Annotated in this window: 16 protein-coding genes, 3 tRNA genes and 1 pseudogene; 8 read left to right on the top strand and 12 right to left on the bottom strand. The window is 71.9% G+C overall.

Annotated features, from left to right (window positions below; translation table 11 throughout):
- Positions 1 to 19: 19 nt before the first annotated feature.
- The 7 genes from IG78_RS0128370 to purS all read right to left on the bottom strand — a co-directional run bounded on the left by IG78_RS0128370 (position 20) and on the right by purS (position 6665).
- Positions 20 to 820, bottom strand: a complete 801-nt coding sequence (locus IG78_RS0128370; RefSeq protein WP_030568174.1) for a maleylpyruvate isomerase family mycothiol-dependent enzyme — start codon at positions 818 to 820, stop codon at positions 20 to 22.
- Positions 821 to 829: 9 nt separating this feature from the next.
- Entirely contained in the window at positions 830 to 1522 is a 693-nt protein-coding gene (locus IG78_RS0128375; RefSeq protein ID WP_030568176.1) for a TetR/AcrR family transcriptional regulator, read from the bottom strand.
- 350 nt (positions 1523 to 1872) lie between these two features.
- Positions 1873 to 2733: a M23 family metallopeptidase gene (locus IG78_RS0128380; RefSeq protein ID WP_030568178.1), complete on the bottom strand. Its 861-nt coding sequence runs from the start codon at positions 2731 to 2733 to the stop codon at positions 1873 to 1875.
- A 56-nt stretch (positions 2734 to 2789) separates the two neighbouring features.
- The gene (locus IG78_RS0128385) at positions 2790 to 3299 is read right to left on the bottom strand and encodes an ArsR/SmtB family transcription factor (protein WP_030568180.1); all 510 of its coding nucleotides are present in this window, start codon (positions 3297 to 3299) and stop codon (positions 2790 to 2792) included.
- Between the two features lie 146 nt (positions 3300 to 3445).
- On the bottom strand, positions 3446 to 5725 hold the full coding sequence (gene purL, locus IG78_RS0128390) for a phosphoribosylformylglycinamidine synthase subunit PurL (RefSeq protein ID WP_030568182.1): 2280 nt from the start codon (positions 5723 to 5725) through the stop codon (positions 3446 to 3448).
- Complete coding sequence (gene purQ, locus IG78_RS0128395; protein WP_030568184.1) at positions 5722 to 6405, bottom strand: phosphoribosylformylglycinamidine synthase subunit PurQ; 684 nt, start codon at positions 6403 to 6405, stop codon at positions 5722 to 5724. Before purQ ends, purL begins: the two co-directional genes overlap by 4 nt.
- The gene (gene purS / locus IG78_RS0128400) at positions 6402 to 6665 is read right to left on the bottom strand and encodes a phosphoribosylformylglycinamidine synthase subunit PurS (RefSeq protein ID WP_030568185.1); all 264 of its coding nucleotides are present in this window, start codon (positions 6663 to 6665) and stop codon (positions 6402 to 6404) included. Before purS ends, purQ begins: the two co-directional genes overlap by 4 nt.
- A 409-nt stretch (positions 6666 to 7074) precedes the next feature.
- Between purS and IG78_RS0128405 the strand changes: the two genes are divergently transcribed.
- The 8 genes from IG78_RS0128405 to IG78_RS0128440 all read left to right on the top strand — a co-directional run bounded on the left by IG78_RS0128405 (position 7075) and on the right by IG78_RS0128440 (position 11950).
- The gene (locus tag IG78_RS0128405) at positions 7075 to 7392 is read left to right on the top strand and encodes a histone-like nucleoid-structuring protein Lsr2 (protein ID WP_030568188.1); all 318 of its coding nucleotides are present in this window, start codon (positions 7075 to 7077) and stop codon (positions 7390 to 7392) included.
- A 158-nt stretch (positions 7393 to 7550) separates the two neighbouring features.
- A tRNA-Gly gene (locus IG78_RS0128410) sits at positions 7551 to 7622 on the top strand.
- A 79-nt stretch (positions 7623 to 7701) separates the two neighbouring features.
- Positions 7702 to 7777 (top strand) — tRNA-Gly (locus tag IG78_RS0128415).
- Positions 7778 to 7909: 132 nt separating this feature from the next.
- Positions 7910 to 8848 (top strand): ABC transporter ATP-binding protein, encoded by a 939-nt coding sequence (locus IG78_RS0128420; protein ID WP_030568190.1) that lies wholly within the window; start codon positions 7910 to 7912, stop codon positions 8846 to 8848.
- A complete protein-coding gene (locus IG78_RS0128425; RefSeq protein WP_030568192.1) occupies positions 8845 to 9672 on the top strand; it encodes an ABC transporter permease in 828 nt (275 codons plus the stop codon). The genes IG78_RS0128420 and IG78_RS0128425 overlap by 4 nt, the downstream gene beginning before the upstream one ends.
- A 137-nt stretch (positions 9673 to 9809) precedes the next feature.
- Positions 9810 to 11243, top strand: coding sequence for a sensor histidine kinase (locus IG78_RS0128430; RefSeq protein WP_063760808.1), 1434 nt, complete (start codon positions 9810 to 9812; stop codon positions 11241 to 11243).
- Complete coding sequence (locus IG78_RS0128435) at positions 11240 to 11851, top strand: response regulator transcription factor (protein ID WP_030568196.1); 612 nt, start codon at positions 11240 to 11242, stop codon at positions 11849 to 11851. The genes IG78_RS0128430 and IG78_RS0128435 overlap by 4 nt, the downstream gene beginning before the upstream one ends.
- 23 nt (positions 11852 to 11874) lie before the next feature.
- Positions 11875 to 11950: transfer RNA gene (locus tag IG78_RS0128440), tRNA-Gly, on the top strand.
- A gap of 86 nt (positions 11951 to 12036) precedes the next feature.
- Here the strand turns inward: IG78_RS0128440 and IG78_RS0128445 are convergent.
- The 5 genes and pseudogenes from IG78_RS0128445 to IG78_RS0128465 form a co-directional block, all read right to left on the bottom strand.
- Positions 12037 to 12954 (bottom strand): phosphoribosylaminoimidazolesuccinocarboxamide synthase, encoded by a 918-nt coding sequence (locus IG78_RS0128445; RefSeq protein ID WP_030568198.1) that lies wholly within the window; start codon positions 12952 to 12954, stop codon positions 12037 to 12039.
- 108 nt (positions 12955 to 13062) lie between these two features.
- On the bottom strand, positions 13063 to 14595 hold the full coding sequence (locus tag IG78_RS0128450; protein ID WP_030568200.1) for a N,N-dimethylformamidase beta subunit family domain-containing protein: 1533 nt from the start codon (positions 14593 to 14595) through the stop codon (positions 13063 to 13065).
- Between the two features lie 316 nt (positions 14596 to 14911).
- Positions 14912 to 16978: a hypothetical protein gene (locus tag IG78_RS50290; protein ID WP_030568202.1), complete on the bottom strand. Its 2067-nt coding sequence runs from the start codon at positions 16976 to 16978 to the stop codon at positions 14912 to 14914.
- Between the two features lie 586 nt (positions 16979 to 17564).
- Positions 17565 to 18830 carry a phosphoribosylamine--glycine ligase gene (purD, locus tag IG78_RS0128460; protein ID WP_030568204.1) on the bottom strand — a complete coding sequence of 422 codons (1266 nt, stop codon included), beginning with the start codon at positions 18828 to 18830 and terminating at the stop codon, positions 17565 to 17567.
- A gap of 203 nt (positions 18831 to 19033) precedes the next feature.
- A pseudogene (locus IG78_RS0128465) lies at positions 19034 to 19973 on the bottom strand (DNA polymerase III subunit gamma and tau); the annotation flags it as partial.

Consider the following 19973-nt stretch of genomic DNA (forward strand, 5'->3'; position numbering starts at 1 on the left):
GCCGTGCGTGCCGCCGGCTTCAGGACATGATCGGCAGGAGCCCGCTCAGGTCGGCCCGTTCGCCGCTCGCGCTGACCTGTGCCGCCGCCCGCGCCGCCGCCCAGGTCGTGCGCCCCGTCGCCAGCCTGATCCAGGTCAGCGGGTCCGTCTCGACCACGTTCGGCGGGGTGCCGCGCGTGTGCCGAGGGCCCTCCACGCACTGCACCACCGCGTACGGCGGCACGCGGACCTCCACCGCGCCGCCGGGGGCCTTCGCGGCCAGGGCGTCCGTGAGCAGGCGGGTGCAGGCGGCCAGGGCCTGGCGGTCGTACGGGACGTCGAGGCCGGGTAGCGCGGCGTTCAAGTCGTCGGTGTGGACGATCAGTTCCACGGTGCGGGTGACCATGAAGTCGGCGAGCGTCATGCCGCCGAAGCGGGAGGGCACCAGGCGGGTGCCGGGGGCCTCGGGGAGGGTGTCCGCCAGGCGGGCGGTGGTGTCCGCGAACAGGGCGTCCAGCGGGGTGTTCGCCGCGGCGGTCAGGGCGTGTACGTCCTCGTCCACCTGGTTCGCCGCGGACGATGTCCGGAACGGCCAGTCCTCGAGCGGGACTTCCAGCTTCTCCGGCTCGGGTGTCTCCAGGTAGCGGGCCAGGGTGCCGAGCACCATCGTGAGGTGCGCGGCCAGTTCGCGTATGGTCCAGTCGCCCAGGCGGGTGGGCGCGGCGAGTTGCTCCGGGGTGAGGCCCGCGATCGCTTCGCGCACCGTGCCGAACTGGGTGAGCACGGCTGTGCGGATCTTCGTCTGGTCGTAGCTGCGGGTGCGCTTCTTGGCCGGGGGCATGGGGGGAGCCTATGCCTTGACCGCGTATCCGCTGAGCCCCTTTTCCACCAGGGCGAAGGCGTTCCTTGCGAGGGTCGCCGCGTCGGCGGCGACCTCGTTGAGCGGGGTGCCGGCCATGCGGCGGCGGTGCACTTCGGCGAACACGGCGTTGCGGACGCCGAACAACTGGGCGGCGGCGACCTCGGCGAGGACGGCGTCGCCCGTTTCCTCGGCGAGGGCGGTGGCCAGGAGTTGCTGGCTGCGGTGGTGGAAGGCGTGGGCGCGGTGCAGGAGTACGGGGGTCTCGGTGACCAGGCGCAGGACCTGGAGGGTGCGGGGGCTGTCGCTGAGGCCTACGGAGGGGTCGCGGGCCTCGATCAGGTCCAGGAGTTGGCGGCGCAGGGCGTCGGCGGCGGATTCGCCGGGGGCGCGGGTACGGACGGCTTCGGCGGCGTCGGACACGTGCTCTTCCATGGGGGCGAGGAGTACGTCTTCCTTCGTGCCGAAGTAGTTGAAGACGGTCATCTTCGAGACGTCCGCGGCGGCTGCGATCTCGGCGACGGACACCTTGTCGAAGCCGCGCTCTACGAAGAGGTCCACCGCGGCGTGCCAGATCCGGGAGGCGGTCTGCCGCTTCTTGCGCTCCCGGAGGCCGGGGGTGGGGGCGGGGGCAGGGGCGGGGGTTGTCGGCTTGTGCGCCGCTGCGGGTCTCCGTGCTGGCATGGGCATATTATGCCAGGATGAAATATTGACCTAGGACATGTTTGACACGGTTTTCGCCTTTCCGTTTGTGGGGGTGGCGGGGTCGTGGCGGTATGGCCGTGCTCGCGTAGTGGACACTGCCTCGTTCACCGCGCCGTAAGTGTGTCGCTTGGCACGCTGCGCTCGGTCATACCGCCACGACCCCTCCGGTTCGATCGCGACTTCCCGCTCGTCTGTGGCTCCCGCCGCGGCCAACTACCCCGCCCTCGCTGTGGGCAACTGGTCCGCCAGGGGCGAGGGGGGTACCTCCCTGCTCGAGCGGAGCCGAGAGCTTGGGGGAGGGTGGGCACAGCCCTGCTGCCGGGTGCCCGTTATGTAGGGAGAGGGGTGTCGCCCAACCCAGCGGCCACGGACTGGTCCGGCGTGAATACCTCCCGGTTGGCGGGTACGCCGAGACCCCGCCAGCGGAACGGCACCCCCTTGGCCGTGTCCAGGTCCGGCCCGTCCATCAACTGGAAGTGGACGTGCGGCTCAGTGGAGTTGCCGGAGTTGCCGCAGCGGGCGATGACCTGACCCGCCCGGACACGTTCCCCGACGCGTACGGCGAGCGAACCGCGCTGCACATGCGCGTACATGGCGTACGTACCGCCGCCAAGGTCCAGTACCACGGTATTGCCGACCACCCGGCGAGCCGGGGCCACGCCACGCACCGTGCCCTCGACGAAGAAGAAGTAGAGCAGCGCGAGCAGCGAGTTGCGGCTGAAGTGGTCCCGCTGGACGTCCTCCGCGTGGACCACCGTCGCGTCCGCGACAGCGAGCAGCGGCGCCCCGAAGGCGGGGAACGCACGGGGGCGGCGGGCGATCGGCCACAGCCAGGCGAAGCCAGGGCGGGCACCCTTCCCGGACTCCTCCGGCTCGGCCGTGATGTCGATGGCGTACGTCTGCGCCAGGGCATGGGTGCCGTGGCTCGGCACCTTGTCGGCCGGGCTGTTGAGCGCCGACCAACGGCCGGTGACCGGCGCCTCCACCTCGACGGCCGCCGGCGGCGCGGTCGCGATCTGCCGCCGCGCCGCCCGCCCCAGCAGCAGGCTGAGCCCGATGGCGGCCACCGCGGGCAGCCAGCCCAACCAGTAGTTGTACGGAAGGTCCACGAAGAACCCGGCGACCGCCTGCACGAAGAAGGCCAGCCACAGGACGCGTCTGAGGACAACGGTCAGTTTGCGTATGGACACGGTGGATGTGGTTGACACGGTTGTTCCCCCTGGCGATTCGTCGCGTGCGTGTGACTTCAGGCAGGGCGCGCCGCGGTCAGGACCACGAGGAGCGGCACCACCCGCCCCGCCGGAACCTCGTAGCGGCCGCGAGCCGTGGTGTGCAGCCAGCCCGCGCCGGTCAGATGGCGCAGGTGGTGGTAGATCTGGCCGGTCGTGCCGACCTCGTCGAGCGCGGCCAGTTCCGCGGCGGTGCGCCGGCCGCCGAGGATCTCCCGGAGCAGCCGCAGCCGTACGGGATGGCCCAGCGCGGCCAGTGAATCGGCGGCCTCGGTCCAGTCGCCGTCCAGGAGCACCTCGGTGAACTGGCCGGTCTGCCAGTCGTACCGCTCGCCCGTCGGGAGCCGCACCGTACCCGTGTACAGCACGCCACCGTCGGCCGCCCGGTGCTGGGCGAGCTGCGCCTTGAGGCCCTCAAGGGCCCAGAAGTCGCTCTCGCTCACGGAGGGCGCGTCCACGTCGCGGTCCGCGCCCTCCAGCGCCGCCATGCGCCGCTCCAGCTCGGCGACGCGCTCTTCCAGCTCCATGATCGTAGGTTACGTAATTACGTAACTTCCGACAAGGATGTTTGGGTGAGGATTGGTTTGGGGGTGCGATTCACTACAGCAGAGCCCCCGGCCGGGATCCGAACTGGTCCGGGCGGGGGCTCTGGCTTGGCGAGTGCAGGGGTCGGTCAGGCGAACAGGCCCGGGATCGTCTGCGTGTGCGCCGTCCGCAGCTCCTCCAGGGGCAGCGCGAACTCGCCCTGCACCTCGACCACCGCGTTCGCGTCGGACACCGTGCCGTCCACCACGCCGATGCGCGTGGCCGGCAGGCCCCGCGCGCCGCACATGTCGGTGAAGCGCAGTTCCTCGCTGCGGGGCACGGAGACGACCGCGCGGCCCGCGGACTCGCTGAGGAGGAACGTGAAGGCGTCCAGGTCGTCCGGTACCACCAGGCGGGCGCCGGTGCCGCCGCGCAGGCAGGACTCGACGACCGCCTGGATCAGGCCGCCGTCCGAGAGGTCGTGCGCGGCGTCGATCATGCCGTCCCGGGACGCCGAGATCAGGATCTCCGCGAGAAGGCGCTCGCGCTCCAGGTCGACCTTGGGCGGCAGGCCGCCGAGGTGGTCGTGCACGACCTGCGACCAGGCCGAGCCGCCGAACTCCTCGTGCGTCTCGCCGAGCAGGTAGAGGAGCTGGCCCTCTTCCTTGAACGCGATCGGCGTGCGGCGCGTGACGTCGTCGATCACGCCGAGCACGGCGACGACCGGGGTCGGGTGGATCGCCGTCTCACCGGTCTGGTTGTAGAGCGAGACGTTGCCGCCGGTCACCGGGGTGCCGAGCTGGAGGCAGGCGTCCGCGAGACCGCGCGTGGCCTCCGCGAACTGCCACATCACGTCCGGGTCCTCGGGCGAACCGAAGTTCAGGCAGTTGGAGATGGCGAGCGGCTTGGCGCCGGACGCCGCGACGTTGCGGTACGACTCCGCGAGCGCCAGTTGCGCGCCCGCGTACGGGTCCAGCTTCGCGTACCGGCCGTTGCCGTCCGTCGCCATCGCCACGCCCAGGTTCGTGTCCTCGTCGACGCGGACCATGCCCGCGTCCTCGGGCTGCGCGAGGATCGTGTTGCCCTGGACGAAGCGGTCGTACTGGTCCGTGATCCACGCCTTCGAAGCCTGGTTCGGGGAGGCGATCAGCTTGAGGACCTGGTCGCGCAGTTCGGTGGCGTTCGCCGGGCGCGGGAGTTTGTTGGCGTCGTCGGCCTGGAGTGCGTCCTGCCAGGTCGGGCGCGCGTAGGGGCGCTGGTACACCGGGCCCTCGTGCGCCACCGTGCGCGGCGGCACGTCCACGATCTGCTCGCCGTGCCAGAAGATCTCCAGGCGCTCGCCCTCCGTCACCTCACCGATGACGGTCGCGATGACGTCCCACTTCTCGCAGATCTCCATGAACCGGTCGACCTTGCCCGGTTCGACGACCGCGCACATGCGCTCCTGCGACTCGCTCATGAGGATTTCCTCGGGAGAGAGTGTGGAATCGCGAAGCGGGACCGTGTCCAGGTCGACGCGCATACCGCCGGAGCCTGCCGAGGCCAGCTCGCTGGTGGCGCAGGAGAGCCCTGCGCCGCCCAGGTCCTGGATGCCCGCTACCAGGTTCTCCTTGAAGATCTCCAGGGTGCACTCGATCAGGAGTTTTTCCTGGAAGGGGTCGCCTACCTGGACCGCCGGGCGATTGGCGGTGACCCCGTCGGGATCGGCTGCCTCGAAGGTCTCCGAGGCCAGTACGGAGACGCCGCCGATGCCGTCGCCGCCCGTGCGGGCCCCGTACAGGATGACCTTGTTGCCCGTGCCCGACGCCTTCGCGAGGTGGATGTCCTCGTGCTTCATGACGCCGATGCAGCCCGCGTTGACCAGCGGGTTGCCCTGGTAACAGGAGTCGAAGACGACCTCGCCGCCGATGTTCGGCAGGCCCAGGCAGTTGCCGTAGCCGCCGATGCCCGCGACCACACCCGGGAGCACGCGCTTGGTGTCGGGGTGGTCCGCGGCGCCGAAGCGCAGCGGGTCCACGACCGCGACCGGGCGCGCGCCCATCGCGAGGATGTCGCGCACGATGCCGCCGACACCGGTCGCCGCGCCCTGGTACGGCTCGATGTAGCTGGGGTGGTTGTGCGACTCGACCTTGAAGGTGACCGCGTAGCCCTGGCCTACGTCGACGACGCCCGCGTTCTCGCCGATGCCGACGAGCATCGCGTCGTTGGCGGGGACCTTCTCGCCGAACTGCTTCAGATGCACCTTGCTGCTCTTGTACGAGCAGTGCTCGGACCACATGACCGAGTACATGGCGAGTTCGGCACCGGTCGGGCGGCGGCCGAGGATCTCGCGGATGCGCTCGTACTCGTCCGGCTTCAGGCCGAGGTCCGCCCAGGGCTGGCCGGCCTCGGGGGTCTGCTCGGCGTTCTTGACGGTGTCCAGGGTCATCGTGCACCCACCAGGTTCTTCAGGATCGAGGTGAAGAAGCCGAGGCCGTCCGTGCGGCCCGTGCCCACGAGGGGCTCCACGGCGTGCTCGGGGTGCGGCATCAGGCCCACCACGTTCCCGGCCTCGTTCGTGATGCCGGCGATGTCGCGCAGCGAGCCGTTCGGGTTCACGTCCAGGTACCGGAAGGCGACCCGGCCCTCGGCCTCAAGCATGTCGAGGGTGCGCTCGTCCGCCACGTACCGCCCGTCGATGTTCTTCAGCGGGATCGAGATCTCCTGGCCGGTCTCGTAATCGGCCGTCCAGGCGGTCGAGTTGGTCTCCACGCGCAGCTTCTGGTCACGGCAGATGAAGTGCAGGTGGTTGTTGCGCAGCATCGCGCCGGGCAGCAGGTGCGTCTCGGTCAGGACCTGGAAGCCGTTGCAGATGCCGAGTACCGGCATTCCCGCCTTGGCCTGCTCGATGACCGACTCCATCACCGGCGAAAAACGGGAGATGGCACCCGCGCGCAGATAGTCGCCGTAGGAGAAACCGCCCGGCAGGACCACCGCGTCGACCTGCTTCAGGTCCTTGTCGCGGTGCCACAGCGGCACGGCTTCCGCGCCCGCGACACGGACGGCGCGCTGGGTGTCCCTGTCGTCGAGCGTTCCCGGAAAAGTGACGACTCCGATTCGAGCAGTCACTTCGCCTCCACCGCGGGCTCTTCGACCTTTACTACGAAGTCCTCGATCACGGTGTTGGCGAGGAAGGTTTCCGCCAACTCGTGGATACGGGCGAGCGCGGCGTCGTCCACCGGCCCGTCCACCTCGAGTTCGAAGCGCTTTCCCTGACGTACGTCGGAGATCCCCTGGAATCCGAGGCGCGGCAGTGCACGCTGCACCGCCTGTCCCTGGGGGTCGAGGATCTCCGGCTTGAGCATGACGTCGACTACGACGCGTGCCACTGGCACTCCCGGTGTGTGGTGCTGAGCAGGTTCCTTCAGACTACCCGTACGAAATTTCTACTCGCGTAGATTCGTGGGAACATACGTGACCGCAGTCACTTGACCAGGGGTCGGCCCGGCGTCGGACAGGACACGTACGCGAAAAATCCTGGAAAAGATCACAGCTCGGCATTGCGTCCGCCGCCCCGCCGCACCACCCTGCTGGAGAAGCGCCCGGCAAGACCGTATTCTCCCGGGACGCGTCACCGGAACACGCGGTAAGTTTTCCACCGCTCCATCATTCAATGCCAGGCACTGTACAAAGGAATTGGCAATAGCCGATACTTTGTCCCATAACTGCCGGACAGTCGGCATCACCGGACGTCGTCGCACGTCAATGCGGTGAGGTCGCACGAAAGGACCGATATTCGTGGCGCAGCGTGTCGTGGTCACTCTCCATGACGACATGGACGGCTCAGAAGCGGCGGAAACGGTCGCGTTCGGTCTTGACGGGAAGTCGTACGAGATCGACCTCAACCAAACCAATGCCGAAAAACTCCGCAAGGTCCTTGCCCCCTACCTGGAGGCGGCCCGCAAGCAGTCGAAGTCCGGCAAGGTCTACCGGCACACGGCGGTGACACCGGACCCCGCCGCCGTGCGCGCCTGGGCCCGCTCGCACCAACTGGACGTGCCGCCGCGCGGCCGGATCCCGAAGAAGGTGTACGAGGCGTTCGAAGCCGCCAACTGACCCGGGCCGGGGAACCTCGGCGGGGGTGCTCACGCAACCGCGCCGAGGAACCTCGGCAGGTGCTCGCGCAACCGACTTGCGCAGCACCCCCGCTGGTCAGCTAGAGTCTGGAGCACGCCGAGGGGCGAAGCCGAAAGGCCAAAACCCCGAGGAGTCGTGCGGGTGTAGTTCAGTAGTAGAACATCCCCCTTCCAGGGGGAAGGCGCAGTGTGCAATTCCTGTCACCCGCTCCGCACCGCTCACCGACCACCCATCCGGGTGCGGTAAGCTGGTGCTCGCGCCGATCAGTGAGAGCTGGTCGGAGGCAATGCGAACGTAGCTCAGTTGGTAGAGCGCAACCTTGCCAAGGTTGAGGTCGCGAGTTCGAACCTCGTCGTTCGCTCCACAGAGAGAACCCCGCTGTCACCGACAGCGGGGTTTTTTGCTACCGCTGCCGCGCGGGCACACTGACATTTGTCATGTGCGCTGATGACACCGCGCACTGCCGGAGCTCCTCGCCGCCGACGAGCCTTGAGTCATGACTGATCAAGTGATCGACGTGACCGACCTGCGGCGCAGCTACACAGGCGGCTTCGAGGCGGTCAGGGGCACCTCCTTCACCGTGGGCCGCGGTGAACTGTTCGCCCTGCTCGGCACGAACGGCGCGGGCAAGACGTCCACCCTCGAAGTCCTCGAAGGCCTCGCCCGGCCCACCGGCGGCACCGTGCGCGTGCTCGGGCACGACCCGTACCGGGAGCGGGCCGCGGTCCGGCCGCGGACCGGCGTCATGCTCCAGGAAGGCGGCTTCCCCTCCGAGCTGACCGTCGACGAGACGGCGCGCATGTGGGCCAACTGCACCAGCGGCGCCAGGGCCACCGCCGACGTCCTCGCGTCCGTCGGCCTCAGCGGGCGCGGCGGTGTCCGGGTCAAGCAGCTCTCCGGCGGCGAGAAGCGCCGCCTCGACCTCGCGATGGCCCTCATCGGCGACCCCGAGGTGCTGTTCCTCGACGAGCCCACCACCGGCCTCGACGCCGAAGGCCGCCGCGAGACCTGGGACTTGGTGCGCGCCCTGCGCGACCAGGGCACCACGGTGCTGCTCACCACCCACTACCTGGAAGAGGCCGAGCAGCTCGCCGACCGCCTCGCGATCCTGCACGAGGGCCGGATCGCCGCCACCGGCCGCGTCGCCGACGTCGTCGCCTCCCAGCCGTCGCAGATCTCCTTCGAACTGCCCGACGGGTACTTCCCCGGCGACCTCCCGCCCCTCGCGCAGCTCGGCGTCACCGGACACGACGTACAGGGCCGCACCCTGCGGCTGCGCACCGACGAACTCCAGCGCGCCGCCACCGCGCTGCTCACCTGGGCCAAGGACACCGGGGTCGAACTGCGCCGGCTCGACGTGCGCGCCGCCTCCCTGGAGGAGGCGTTCCTCCAGATCGCCAAGGACGCGACGAACGAGAAGGAGACCGTGCGATGAGCGCCACGGCCACACCCACGACCGGCCCCCGGGGCCCCGGGTCCGCCCGCTCCGCCGCCCTCACCACCCCGGCATGCCGCCTCCTCGCCCTGGCACGGGCGGAGCTGACCCTGCTCGGCCGGGCCAAGGGCACGCTGTTCGCGGCGCTCTTCGTGCCGCTAGTGGTGCCGTTCACCATGAAGTCGACGGTCAAGAACATGGACCTCGACGGCACCGGCCTCTCCATGGGCTCGGTCCTGCTGCCGTCCGCGATCGCCTTCTCGCTCCTGTTCGCCGTGTACTCCGCACTGGTCAGCGTGTACGCGGCCCGGCGCGAGGAACTCGTGCTCAAGCGCCTGCGCACCGGCGAGGTGCGGGACGTGGAGATCCTCGCGGGCGCCGCGCTGCCCTCCGTCGCCATCGGGCTCGTCCAGTCCCTCGTCCTGATGGGCATGTGCGCCGCCCTGCTCGACGTGGGCACGCCCGGCGCCGCGCACTATGTGGTCCTGGGGCTCCTCCTGGGGCTCGTGATGTTCCCGCTGCTCGCGGCGGTCACCTCGATCGTCAGCCGGAGCGTGGAGAGCGCCCAGGTCATGGTGATGCCGCTGCTCTTCGCCTCGCTGCTCGGCTCCGGCGCGACCCTGCCGCTCGAAGTCATGCCGGACAAGCTGGCCTCCGTGTGTGAACTGCTTCCGCTGTCTCCGGTGATCGCGCTGATCCGCGGCGGCTGGACCGGGGAGCTCGGCGCGGGCGAGGGGCTGCGCGCCATCCTGATCGCGGTGGCCTGGATCGCCCTCGGCGTGTTTGCTGTGAAGAGGTGGTTCCGCTGGGAGCCGCGGCGCTGACCGCCGCGTCGGCCGCGTCGGCTGCGTCAGTCGCGTCGGCTGCGTCAGTCGCGTCGGCCGCGTCAGTCGCGTCGGCAGGGGGGCCGCAATCGGCCGGGAACCCGCAAAGGGACCGAAAGGGACGAAGGAGTCACGCGGTGGTGGGCCGGATCGGGAAGCTGCGGAGCGACTGGCGCGGCCTGCGGAAGATCAAACAGGTCGAGCTGCAGAGCCTGATCATGTGGCACACCATGCCGTGGATCTTCCTCGTGAGCTGGTGTGTGCTGCCGGTGGGTCTGAGCCTGCGCCACGAGACCTCCGTGCAGCTCGTCGGCTGGTCGATGATCGTGGTGGCCGCCTTGCAGTGCGCGCAGGTCAACCGCATGCTCCGGCGGTCGCTCGACCACTATCTGGGGCAGGCGGACTACCCGCGCCGCGACCTGGCCGTCATGTTCGGCCTGACCCTCGTCGTGCTCGCCCTCACCCTCTCGCTCCAGCGCTTCGACGGCGTCGAGGGCGGCGAGGGCGGCGCCCTGAAACTGGCCGCGCTGTTCCTGATCAGCCCGTACGCCCAGATCCTCGCCTTCCTCGTCCCCGTCCCGAGCTACTGCCGCCGCCTCGGTCTGGTGGCCGCCCTGCTTGTGGCGGGCGCCGCCGCCGTCGGCCAGCGCGGTGGGCAGCTCGTCGGTCTGGTCATGCTCGTAGCCCTGGGCGGCGGGATCTCCCTCCTGGCCTCCCGGTGCGGAGCCTGGAGCCTGGCCGTGATGTGGGAGGCCGAACGGGCCCGCGAGACCGAGGGGCGGCTCGCCGTCGCCGAGGAACGGCTGCGCTTCGGCCGCGACCTGCACGACGTCATGGGGCGCAACCTCGCCGTCATCGCCCTCAAGAGCGAACTCGCCGTCCAGCTCGCCCGGCGCGGGCGGCCCGAGGCGGAGGACCAGATGGTCGAGGTACAGCGGATCGCCCGGGAGACCCAGCGGGAGATCCGGGACGTCGTCCGCGGCTACCGCGAGGCGGAGCTCGGCGCCGAACTCGCCGGAGCCCAGGGCGTCCTGGAGGCCGCGGGGATCACCTGCCGGGTGACCGGCACCTCCGCGGGACTGCCCACGGCCGTACAGGCCGCGCTCGGGTGGGTCGTGCGCGAGGGCACCACCAATGTGCTGCGGCACGGCAACGCGCAGCACTGCACCATCACGGTAACGGCGACGGAAGGACGTACGGAGTTGACCATCGAGAACGACGGAGCGCCCGAGGCTGCCCCCGTCAGCGGCGGCCCCGCCCGAACCGGCGGCACCGGACTCAACGGCCTGCGCGAACGGCTCACCACCGTGAACGGCACCCTGGAACACACCTCGGCGGACGGCCGCTTCCGGCTCACGGCACGGGTGCCGTTGCCCGAGGGGGATGACGGGGGCGGAGGCGGTTCCGGGGGCGCGACTCGGGTCGCCGGTGGCGGGGCAGGCTCCGGGGGCGCGGTGGCTTCCGGTGACGGGGGCGGTGGTGCCTCCAGGGGCGCGGCGGCTTCCGGTGACGAGGGCGGTAATGCCTCCGGCGACGCGGGCGATGTGCGGGTTTCGGAGGGCACCTCATGACCATCGTGCGTGTGCTGCTCGCCGACGACGAGCATCTGATCCGGGGCGCGCTCGCCGCCCTCCTCGCCCTGGAGGACGACCTCGTGGTCGTCGCAGAGGCCGCGTCCGGACCCGAAGCCCTCGCCATGGCCCGCGCCCACCGGCCCGACGTCGCCGTCCTTGACCTGGAGATGCCGGGCGCCGACGGTGTGAGTGTCGCCACATCCCTACGAGGTGAACTCCCCGCCTGCCGCACCATGATCGTGACCAGCCACGGCCGCCCGGGACACCTCAAAAGGGCCCTCGAAGCCGGTGTGCGGGGGTTCGTCCCCAAGACGGTCAGCGCCCAGCGCCTCGCCGAGATCATCCGTACCGTCCACGCGGGAAACCGCTACGTGGACCAGGAGTTGGCCGCCGACGCGATCTCCGCGGGCGACTCCCCGCTCACCGTCCGCGAGGCCGAAGTGCTCGAACTCGCCGCCGACGGCGCACCCGTGTCGGAGATCGCGGAGCGGGCCGCCCTGTCCCAGGGCACCGTCCGCAACTACCTCTCGTCGGCGGTCAACAAGATCGGTGCGGAGAACCGGCATGCGGCGGTGCGTCTCGCGCGCGAGCGAGGTTGGGTATAGTGGCTTTCGCGCTTCGGCGCAGCGCGGACGTAGCTCAGTTGGTAGAGCGCAACCTTGCCAAGGTTGAGGTCGCCAGTTCGAACCTGGTCGTCCGCTCCACAAGAAGCCCCCCGGTTCTCGGAACCGGGGGGCTTCGTCGTGTCCGGGGCTTCATCGCGTCCGGGCCGCGTCCGCGCGGCGGCGTCCTACGCCCAGGGCAAGCCCGTCAGACGCTCGTACGCCTCGATGTACTTGGCGCGCGTGGCCGCCACGACCTCCTCCGGCAGCGGCGGAGGCGGCAGCTCGCCCTTGCGGTCCCAGTTGGACTCCGGCGAGGTCAGCCAGTTCCTGACGTACTGCTTGTCGAAGGACGGCTGTGCGTGCCCCGGCTCCCAGACGTCCGCGGGCCAGAAGCGGGACGAGTCCGGCGTGAGCACCTCGTCCGCGAGCACCAGGACGGGCTCCTCGCCCTGGTCGCCCGTGGAGTGGCCGAACTCGAACTTGGTGTCCGCGAGGATCACCCCACGCTCCCGCGCGATGTCCCGGGCGCGGGAGTAGACGGCGAGGGTCGTCTGGCGCAACTGCGCCGCTGTCTCCGCGCCGACCTGCCGGGCGACCTCCTCGTACGTCACGTTCTCGTCGTGCTCGCCGACCTCGGCCTTCGTGGCCGGTGTGAAGATCGGCGCGGGCAGCTCGGAGCCGTCGACCAGGCCCTCGGGCAGGGCGAGGCCGCAGACGGTACGGGTCTCCTGGTACTCGGCGAGCCCTGACCCCGTCAGATAGCCGCGGGCCACGCACTCCACCGGCACCATCGCGAGGGACTTGCAGATGAGGGTGCGGCCCTCCCAGTCGGCGGGCGCGCCGGGCGGCAGCTCCGTCGACACGACGTGGTTGGGGGCCAGGTCGGCGAGCTGGTCGAACCACCACAGCGACAACCGGGTCAGGACGCGCCCCTTGTCGGGGATCTCCGTCGGCAGCACCCAGTCGTACGCGGACATGCGGTCACTGGCGACCATCACGAGGTCGCCCGCCTCGTTCCGGTACAGCTCGCGCACCTTTCCGGTGTGCAGATGCACCAGACCCGGAACCTGGAGCGGCTCGGGCTTTTCGACGAATCCGGACACGGTTCCTCCCCGTGGTTCTGTCCAATGGCCTCGATTGTCCCGTACTCGGAGGACAGTTTTGGCCAGGGGTTGTCCCAGCGGTCGGCTGTACGTTCTTCGTTCGCGGAGTCAGTCGCGCTTGCAGATGCGATCCAGGAGGTTGGCCGTCGCCCGCTGCACCCTGGCGTCCACATGGCCCGGGCGGTCGAGCGCGGGTGACCAGGCGAAGGTGCCCGCGGCGAAGACCAGGGCTCCGGACGGGGCGCGGTACAGCGACGTCTCCTGGTGGCGTGCGGTGCCCTCGCCGTCCTCGTACGCGGAGTGCGCGAGCAGGATGCGGTCCCGGTGCTCCGGGAGCGCGGTGCGTGGGAAATAGCGGTCGGCCTCGCCCGCTACCAGGCCGTCGATCTCGTCGCCCTCGTGCGCGCCGGTCGCCTCCCACAGCCAGTGGTCGGCGTTGCGGACGATCAGCGGGTGCGGTTCCGGGACCCGGCCCGCGTACTGGATGCCGATCAACTGCTGCTCGGGGACGTCGATCTCACGCCACAGCGCCGCTTTGCCCGGGCCGCGGCGTTTTCGGCACGTCAGCAGGCGGTCGGGGACGCCGGAGGGCGAAGGGCCGAGCTCCACCTGCCAGTACATGGTGTTCGCGGACAGGAAGACGAGGGACGTGCCGTGCTCACGCGCGTCCTCCGTGGTACGGCGCATCGCCGTGGACCAGTACTCGTCGTGGCCGGGGAACACCAGGCCGCGGTACCGGGTCGGGTCGATGCGGCCCGCGTGCAGGTCCCGGGTGTCGGCGTACGCGAGGTCGTAGCCGTACCGCTCGGCCCAGCGGATGAAGTCGTAGGCGTGGCCCACGTGCAGGGGCAGGCCCGCGCCCGCGTAGGGGCGGTCGAAGGAGACCGTGATCGCCGCCTCGCTCTCGCCGAGCAGGCCGCCGTGCTCGTCCCACGCGTGGTACAGGCTCGCGCCCGTGCGGCCGTCCTCCGGATAGAGGTTGTACGCCTGCCACGTGATGTCGGGCAGCACCACGAGCAGGTCCGCCGTGGGCGCGCCGAGGGCACCCGTACCGGGGTGGACGCTGTCCCTGACCGTGAACGGGACGTGCGAGCGGTAGCCGTCGGTGGTCGTGAGGACGGCCACGTACGCCCCGATGTTCCAGTACGACGGGATCTGCAGGCGCCAGGACAGCCACCAGTGGTGGCAGGAGACCGTGCGGTCGGCCGTCAGCGGGGGCGGCTGCACGATGCCGGAGAGGCGCGGGCTCGTGGTGATCTTGCGGGCGCCGTCGCCGCTGTAGTGGCCGATGCGGTAGATGTCCACGCTGAATTCCTGTGGCGGGTCGACCGTGATGTGGAAGTCGATCGCCTCGCCGGGGGCGGCCGCGCCGGTGCCGGTGAAACCCTTGATCTGACGGCGTACGTCGTCGGCCGTGCGGGGTCCCGCGCCTGCGGTACGGGGGGCGGGCACCGGCCTCGGCCGCGGCCCGGTGGCGCCCGGGGCCGGGGCGTGGTCGACGTACCAGGGGACGACCTGGCCGGTGTCGTCGAAGTAGTGCTCGGCGCCGCGGAGCCAGGGCAGCGGGCCCTGGCCGAACGGGTCGGTCACTGCGTGGGCGAGGGCGCCCGACTCCCAGCGGCGGATCGGCTCCGGTCCCATGCGTGTGTCCCTCCCTCGCTCCGCCGAGCCTGGTCGACACCGCGGGTACGGCGGGTCGGCCACTGCGGGACGCCGGGCTTCCTCGCGTCCTCACGAGGCGCGGCGGCCGGTCCGTCCCGCACCGCGGGCGCCGTCCCGACGCCCCTCGGCACTGTCCGGCGCTGCCGCACGGCGCTGCTCGGCACCTCCGGCGTGGCTCTGTCAGCTACCGGTCCCAGCACATCACATTACGCACGCGCGCCGTCACCGTTCGTCGTGAATTGACGCGTGTGGGAGGGGGTGGTTCCGGTCCGGCGCGCGGCCGCGAGGGGCGGGGTCAGACCAGGCGGACGGGTTTTTCGGGGCGGACGCCCAGGTCGGTGAGCCAGGAGCGGAGCGGCTCGGGGTCGCCGTCCTCGACAAGGGTGAGGACGCGCGGCGCGAGATCGGCCGCCCGCTCACCGTGTATCAGGAGCGAAGGACCGTCCAGCCAGTCGAGCCCGGGCGCCGCCCCCGCCGTGTCGACGGCCGCACAGCACACCATCGCCGTGACGTGGTCGGCCAGCAACTCCCTGCCCGACCGCGGCGGCTGCAAGGGGAACAACGGCAGCACGCCGTCGTCCCACAGCGCCTCGTCAGGCCCCTGCCCGGGCGGCGCGGACCGCGGCGGCGCGGCGGCCTCCTCGCGGGCCACCTCCGCGCTCAGACCGGCGGCCAGCGTGCCGCCACGCCCCTCGGAGGGGTCGTCCTCGGTCCCGGCGTCCTCGAAGTCGGGGGCGGGGCCGGGGTCGGAGTCGGAGTCGGCTGCTTCGGTCCCGGCGGCCCCGGCGGCTTCGGCGGTCCCGGCGGCTTCGGCGGTCTCGGCGGCTGCGGAGGCTTCGGCGGCTCCGGCGGTCCCGGAGGCTCCGGAGGCTTCGGCGGTCCCGGCGGTCCCGGCGGTCCCGGCGGTCCCGGCGGTCCCGGAGGCTCCGGAGGCTTCGGCGGCTCCGGCGGTCCCGGCGGCTCCGGCGGCTCCGGCGGCCCCGGCGGCTCCGGCAGCGGCCCCCGCGTCGGGATCCGTCAGGTGATCGAGCACCCGGCCGAGCGTCGGCCCCTCGGGGTCGCCCCCCGCCACCCCTGAGGACGGGCCGACCCCGAGCGAGTCGAGAACCCGGTGCAACCGCGCCGCGTCGGCCCGCCACTTCCGGTCGACGACCTCGTCCGGATACTCCTGCCAGGCCACCGGCGCCCAGTCGGGCCCCGGCTCCGCGGGACCACCGTGGAACAGCCGGGCGGCGAGCAGCGAAGCCGCCTCGTCCACCACCCCCGGCTCCTCAAGGAGGTCGCACGCGGGCCGCTCCCCGAGCCGGGAGGCGAAGCCTTCGGCGAGGCGGTCCCTGCGGGAGAGTTCGGTGAGGGCGGACACCACGCCCGCGTCGAGCCGCGACGGCCAGCGCCCCATCCGCCAGGCGGGCAGCGCGACCCGGGTCAGCAGCCGGTCCCACCCCGCGTACGCGAGGCCGACCTGCTCCTGGGCGACGATCCGCACGCCGTAGTCCACGGTCTGGGCGCGTTCGGACGCCGCCGCCGCGACCCCGCGCTCCATCTCCGCCGCGTGCACCCGGCAACTGCGCAGCAGCAGCCGCGCCACCCTGCCGACGCCCCCGAGGACGGGACGCGCCAGCGGGCCGCGCCCCGGCGCCGCCGAGACGGCCACCGCCGCGTCGAGGCCGCGTACGAAACGGCGGGCCGCCGCTATGTCCGGGTGCGCCGACGGGCCCGTACCCGCGACGACCGGGGCGAGGACCGCCCGCAGCTCGCCGACCCGCATCCACCACAGGAACGGCGAGCCGATGACCAGGACCGGCGCGGCAGGGGTCCGGCGCTGCGGCGCACCCGCGCCTCGTATCGCCGTCGCCTCACCGCGCTCCCGGCCGGGACCCGCACCGTCCCGTCCGGCGCTGTCCCGTCCGGCGCCGCCCGCTCCCGCCGCGGGCCCGCCGACGTCGGCCGCAGCGCCGTGTGCCCGGTGCGTGCGGTCCTCCAGCCAACTGTCGCAGTCCGGCGTGAGCGCTATGGCCGAGGGCGCAGGCACTTCCAGGCGGTCCGCAAGGTCCCGTACCAGGCGGTACAGGTCGGGGGCGGACGCCTCCGTGATCGGGATCGTCGGGCTCATGGCCGGTCTGGCCCGCGCGACGACCAGCGCGACGACTCCCGCGCCGAGCAGCACGAGCACCGCGAGCACCGTCACGGCCCAGCGCACGGCGGTCCAGCCGCCGCCCTCGATGTGCCCCATGGCCGCGGCGGCGATCAGCACGACGGCGCCGGCCGCGGGCAACAGGGCGACGGCCAGCGCCCAACTGCGGATACGCAGCACGGCGAGGGCCCGGGAGCGCGCTGCCCGCGCGCCCACCTCCACACCCATCCCTGACACGACCTGAGTCACCCCCTGCTGCCTACAGCTCGGCCGGTGACCGGAGCCGACGGCGCACGTCGATGGCTTTGCACACTCCCCCACTGTGGCACCCGTCACTGACATCGCAATGCCGGTGGGCTGTTTGGCTCTGGGTGCCGGAATGCCTGCGCCGAACCCTAGTTGGGGCGCCGGGCACCGTCAGCCGGATGGCGGAGCGGTCACTCGATGGAATGGCTTTGGGTAAAGCTGGCCCAGGGGGTGGAGAGGTCGGGAGGCGGGGTGGTACGGGGCGGCGCCGACATCCACCGCCCGGCGCGGCGCCGGTCGGTACGCCTGTCGCCGTCCTACGACCGTCGTACGGGCGTAGGACGGACGGCGTACGGGCGGCGTAGGGCGGGCGTACGGCCCGCGGGCACTCATTCGTACGGCAACGCCACGCGGTGGAACGTCGTCGGCGACGCGACAATCGGCGGGCCCCGAACGCCCTGGGGCTACGTGCTCCGGAGGGGCGGTCACTCCGGCAGGGCGGTCTGCTGCCGAAGGGCGGTCTGCTCCGGAAGGCGACCTACTCCCGCAGGGCGACCTGCTCGGGTGCTCAGGCCTGCGCGCCCTCGTCCGCCGCCGCCTTCTCCGCGATGTCCGTACGGTGCTGCGAACCGTCCAGGCGGATGCGGGACACCGCTGCGTACGCGCGCTCGCGCGCCTGCGCGAGGTCGGTGCCGGTCGCCGTCACGGAGAGCACGCGCCCGCCCGCGCTGACCACGGCGTCGCCCTCGCGCCTGGTTCCGGCGTGCAGGACGTACGCGTGCGGGGCGTCCTCGGCCGCCACGTCGGCGAGGCCCTCGACGGTGTCGCCGGTGCGCGGCGTACCGGGGTAGTTGTGCGAGGCGACGACGACCGTGACGGCCGCCTCGTCGCTCCAGCGCAGCGGCGGCAGATCCGCGAGCGTGCCGGTCGCGGATGCCATGAGGAGGCCGCCGAGCGGGGTCTCCAGGCGGGCGAGGACGACCTGGGTCTCGGGGTCGCCGAAGCGTGCGTTGAACTCGATGACCCGTACCCCGCGGCTGGTGATCGCCAGACCCGCGTAAAGCAGCCCCGAGAACGGGGTGCCGCGGCGGCGGAGCTCGTCGACGGTGGGCTGGAGGACACTCGTCATGACCTCGTCGACCAGCTTCGGGTCCGCCCACGGAAGCGGCGAGTAGGCGCCCATGCCCCCGGTGTTGGGGCCTTCGTCGCCGTCGAGGGCGCGCTTGAAGTCCTGGGCGGGGCGCAGCGGTACGACGGTCTCGCCGTCGGTGACGGCGAAGAGGGAGACCTCGGGGCCGTCGAGGAACTCCTCGATGACGACGCGCCCGCAGGCGAGCGCGTGGGCGCGGGCCTGCTCGACGTCGTCGGTCACGACGACGCCCTTGCCCGCGGCCAGACCGTCGTCCTTGACCACGTACGGAGCACCGAAGGCGTCGAGGGCCTCGTCGATCTCCGCGGGTGTGGTGCAGACGTAGGAGCGGGCGGTGGGCACGCCCGCGCCCGCCATCACGTCCTTGGCGAAGGCCTTGGAGCCTTCGAGCCGCGCCGCCTCCTTGGAGGGGCCGAAGCACGGGATACCGGCCGCGCGCACGGCGTCGGCGACCCCGGCGACGAGCGGCGCCTCCGGCCCCACGACGACGAGCTCGGCGCCGAGCCCCGCGGCGAGCGCGGCCACGGCGGCGCCGTCCAGGGCGTCCACCTGGTGCAGCTCGGCCACATCCGCGATGCCGGCGTTGCCGGGGGCGCAGTGCAGGGCGGTGACCGCGGGGTCGAGGGACAAGGAGCGGCACAGGGCGTGTTCGCGGGCACCGCTGCCGATGACGAGGACCTTCACGGGGTCAGCCTAGCCCGGCGGGCGGGGTGGGTTTGTTCGGGTGTCCGAGGCGGCGGGCGACGGGGCGCTGTAGCTTCCTCCAGGCCCTTGCTCCGGGCCAACGCCTCAGGCCCTTGCTCCAGGCCCTTGCTCCGGATCTTTGTTCCAGGCCCATACACGTTGCCCCTGCACGGGCCCTTCCTCGTTGTCCTTACTCGTTGTCCTTACTCGTTCGTGTACTCCTCGACCACCGTCGCGCCCAGCTCGCGGACGATCAGGTCGTGTCCGGACAGGGCGGAGTCGACGAGGTCCGGGTCGTCGTCCGCCGGGATGTCGTCCTCCGGAGACACATGTTCCGGCGCCCAGGGCGGGCTGGACCGGGAGGAGGAGCGGGAGGGCTGGGCGGACTGGGCGGACGTCCGGGAGGAGGGGGACGAAGGGGCCGCGGAGCCTTGCTGCTGCTGGGTGGGCGGGGGCGATTGCTGGTCCCGCTGCGGCTGGTACGACGCCGAGGACTGGGCGGGCGCCTGCTGCGGCGCGGACTGCTGGGGCGCGGGGCGTGGGGCCGCCGGAGCGCCACCGCCGAACCCGCTCGCGGCGGGCGGCGGCGCGGAGCCGCCCGACGGGTCGACGATCGCCTCGACCTTCCACTGCACCCCGAACTGCTCCGTCAGCGCCTGCCGCAGCACGTCCTCGCTGCCGCTGGAGGCGAAGTTGTCCCTGGCTCCGGCGTTCACGAAGCCGAGCTGGAGCGTGGTCCCGTCGAAGCCCGCCACCTGGGCGTTCTGGCTCAGCAGGATCCAGGTGAAGCGGCGGCGGTTCTTCACCGCCTCCAGGATGTTCGGCCAGAGGGAGCGGGGGTCGGGGCCGCCGCCGGTGTACTGCGCGGCGGGGGCGGCCGGTGCCGGTGCGCTCTGCGCCGGGGGCGCGGCGGGAGGCACGGCCTGGGCGGCCGGTGGTGTGGCGGCGGGAGGCTGCGCGGCCCCGCTGCCCGCAGGGGCCGCCGTCGGCCAGCCTCCGGGGCGGTTGGCCGCGGGTGCCGGGGCGGGGGACGGCGCGGCCGGGGCCGGGGTGGCGGTGCCGCTGCCGGGGGTGGAGGCGGTCGGCCAGCTTCCGGGGCGGTTGGTCCCCTGGGCGGGGGGGGCCGCGGGGGCGGGGTTGCCC

Source organism: Streptomyces aureocirculatus (genome assembly GCF_000720475.1).
In the GTDB taxonomy this organism is placed as follows: domain Bacteria; phylum Actinomycetota; class Actinomycetes; order Streptomycetales; family Streptomycetaceae; genus Streptomyces; species Streptomyces aureocirculatus.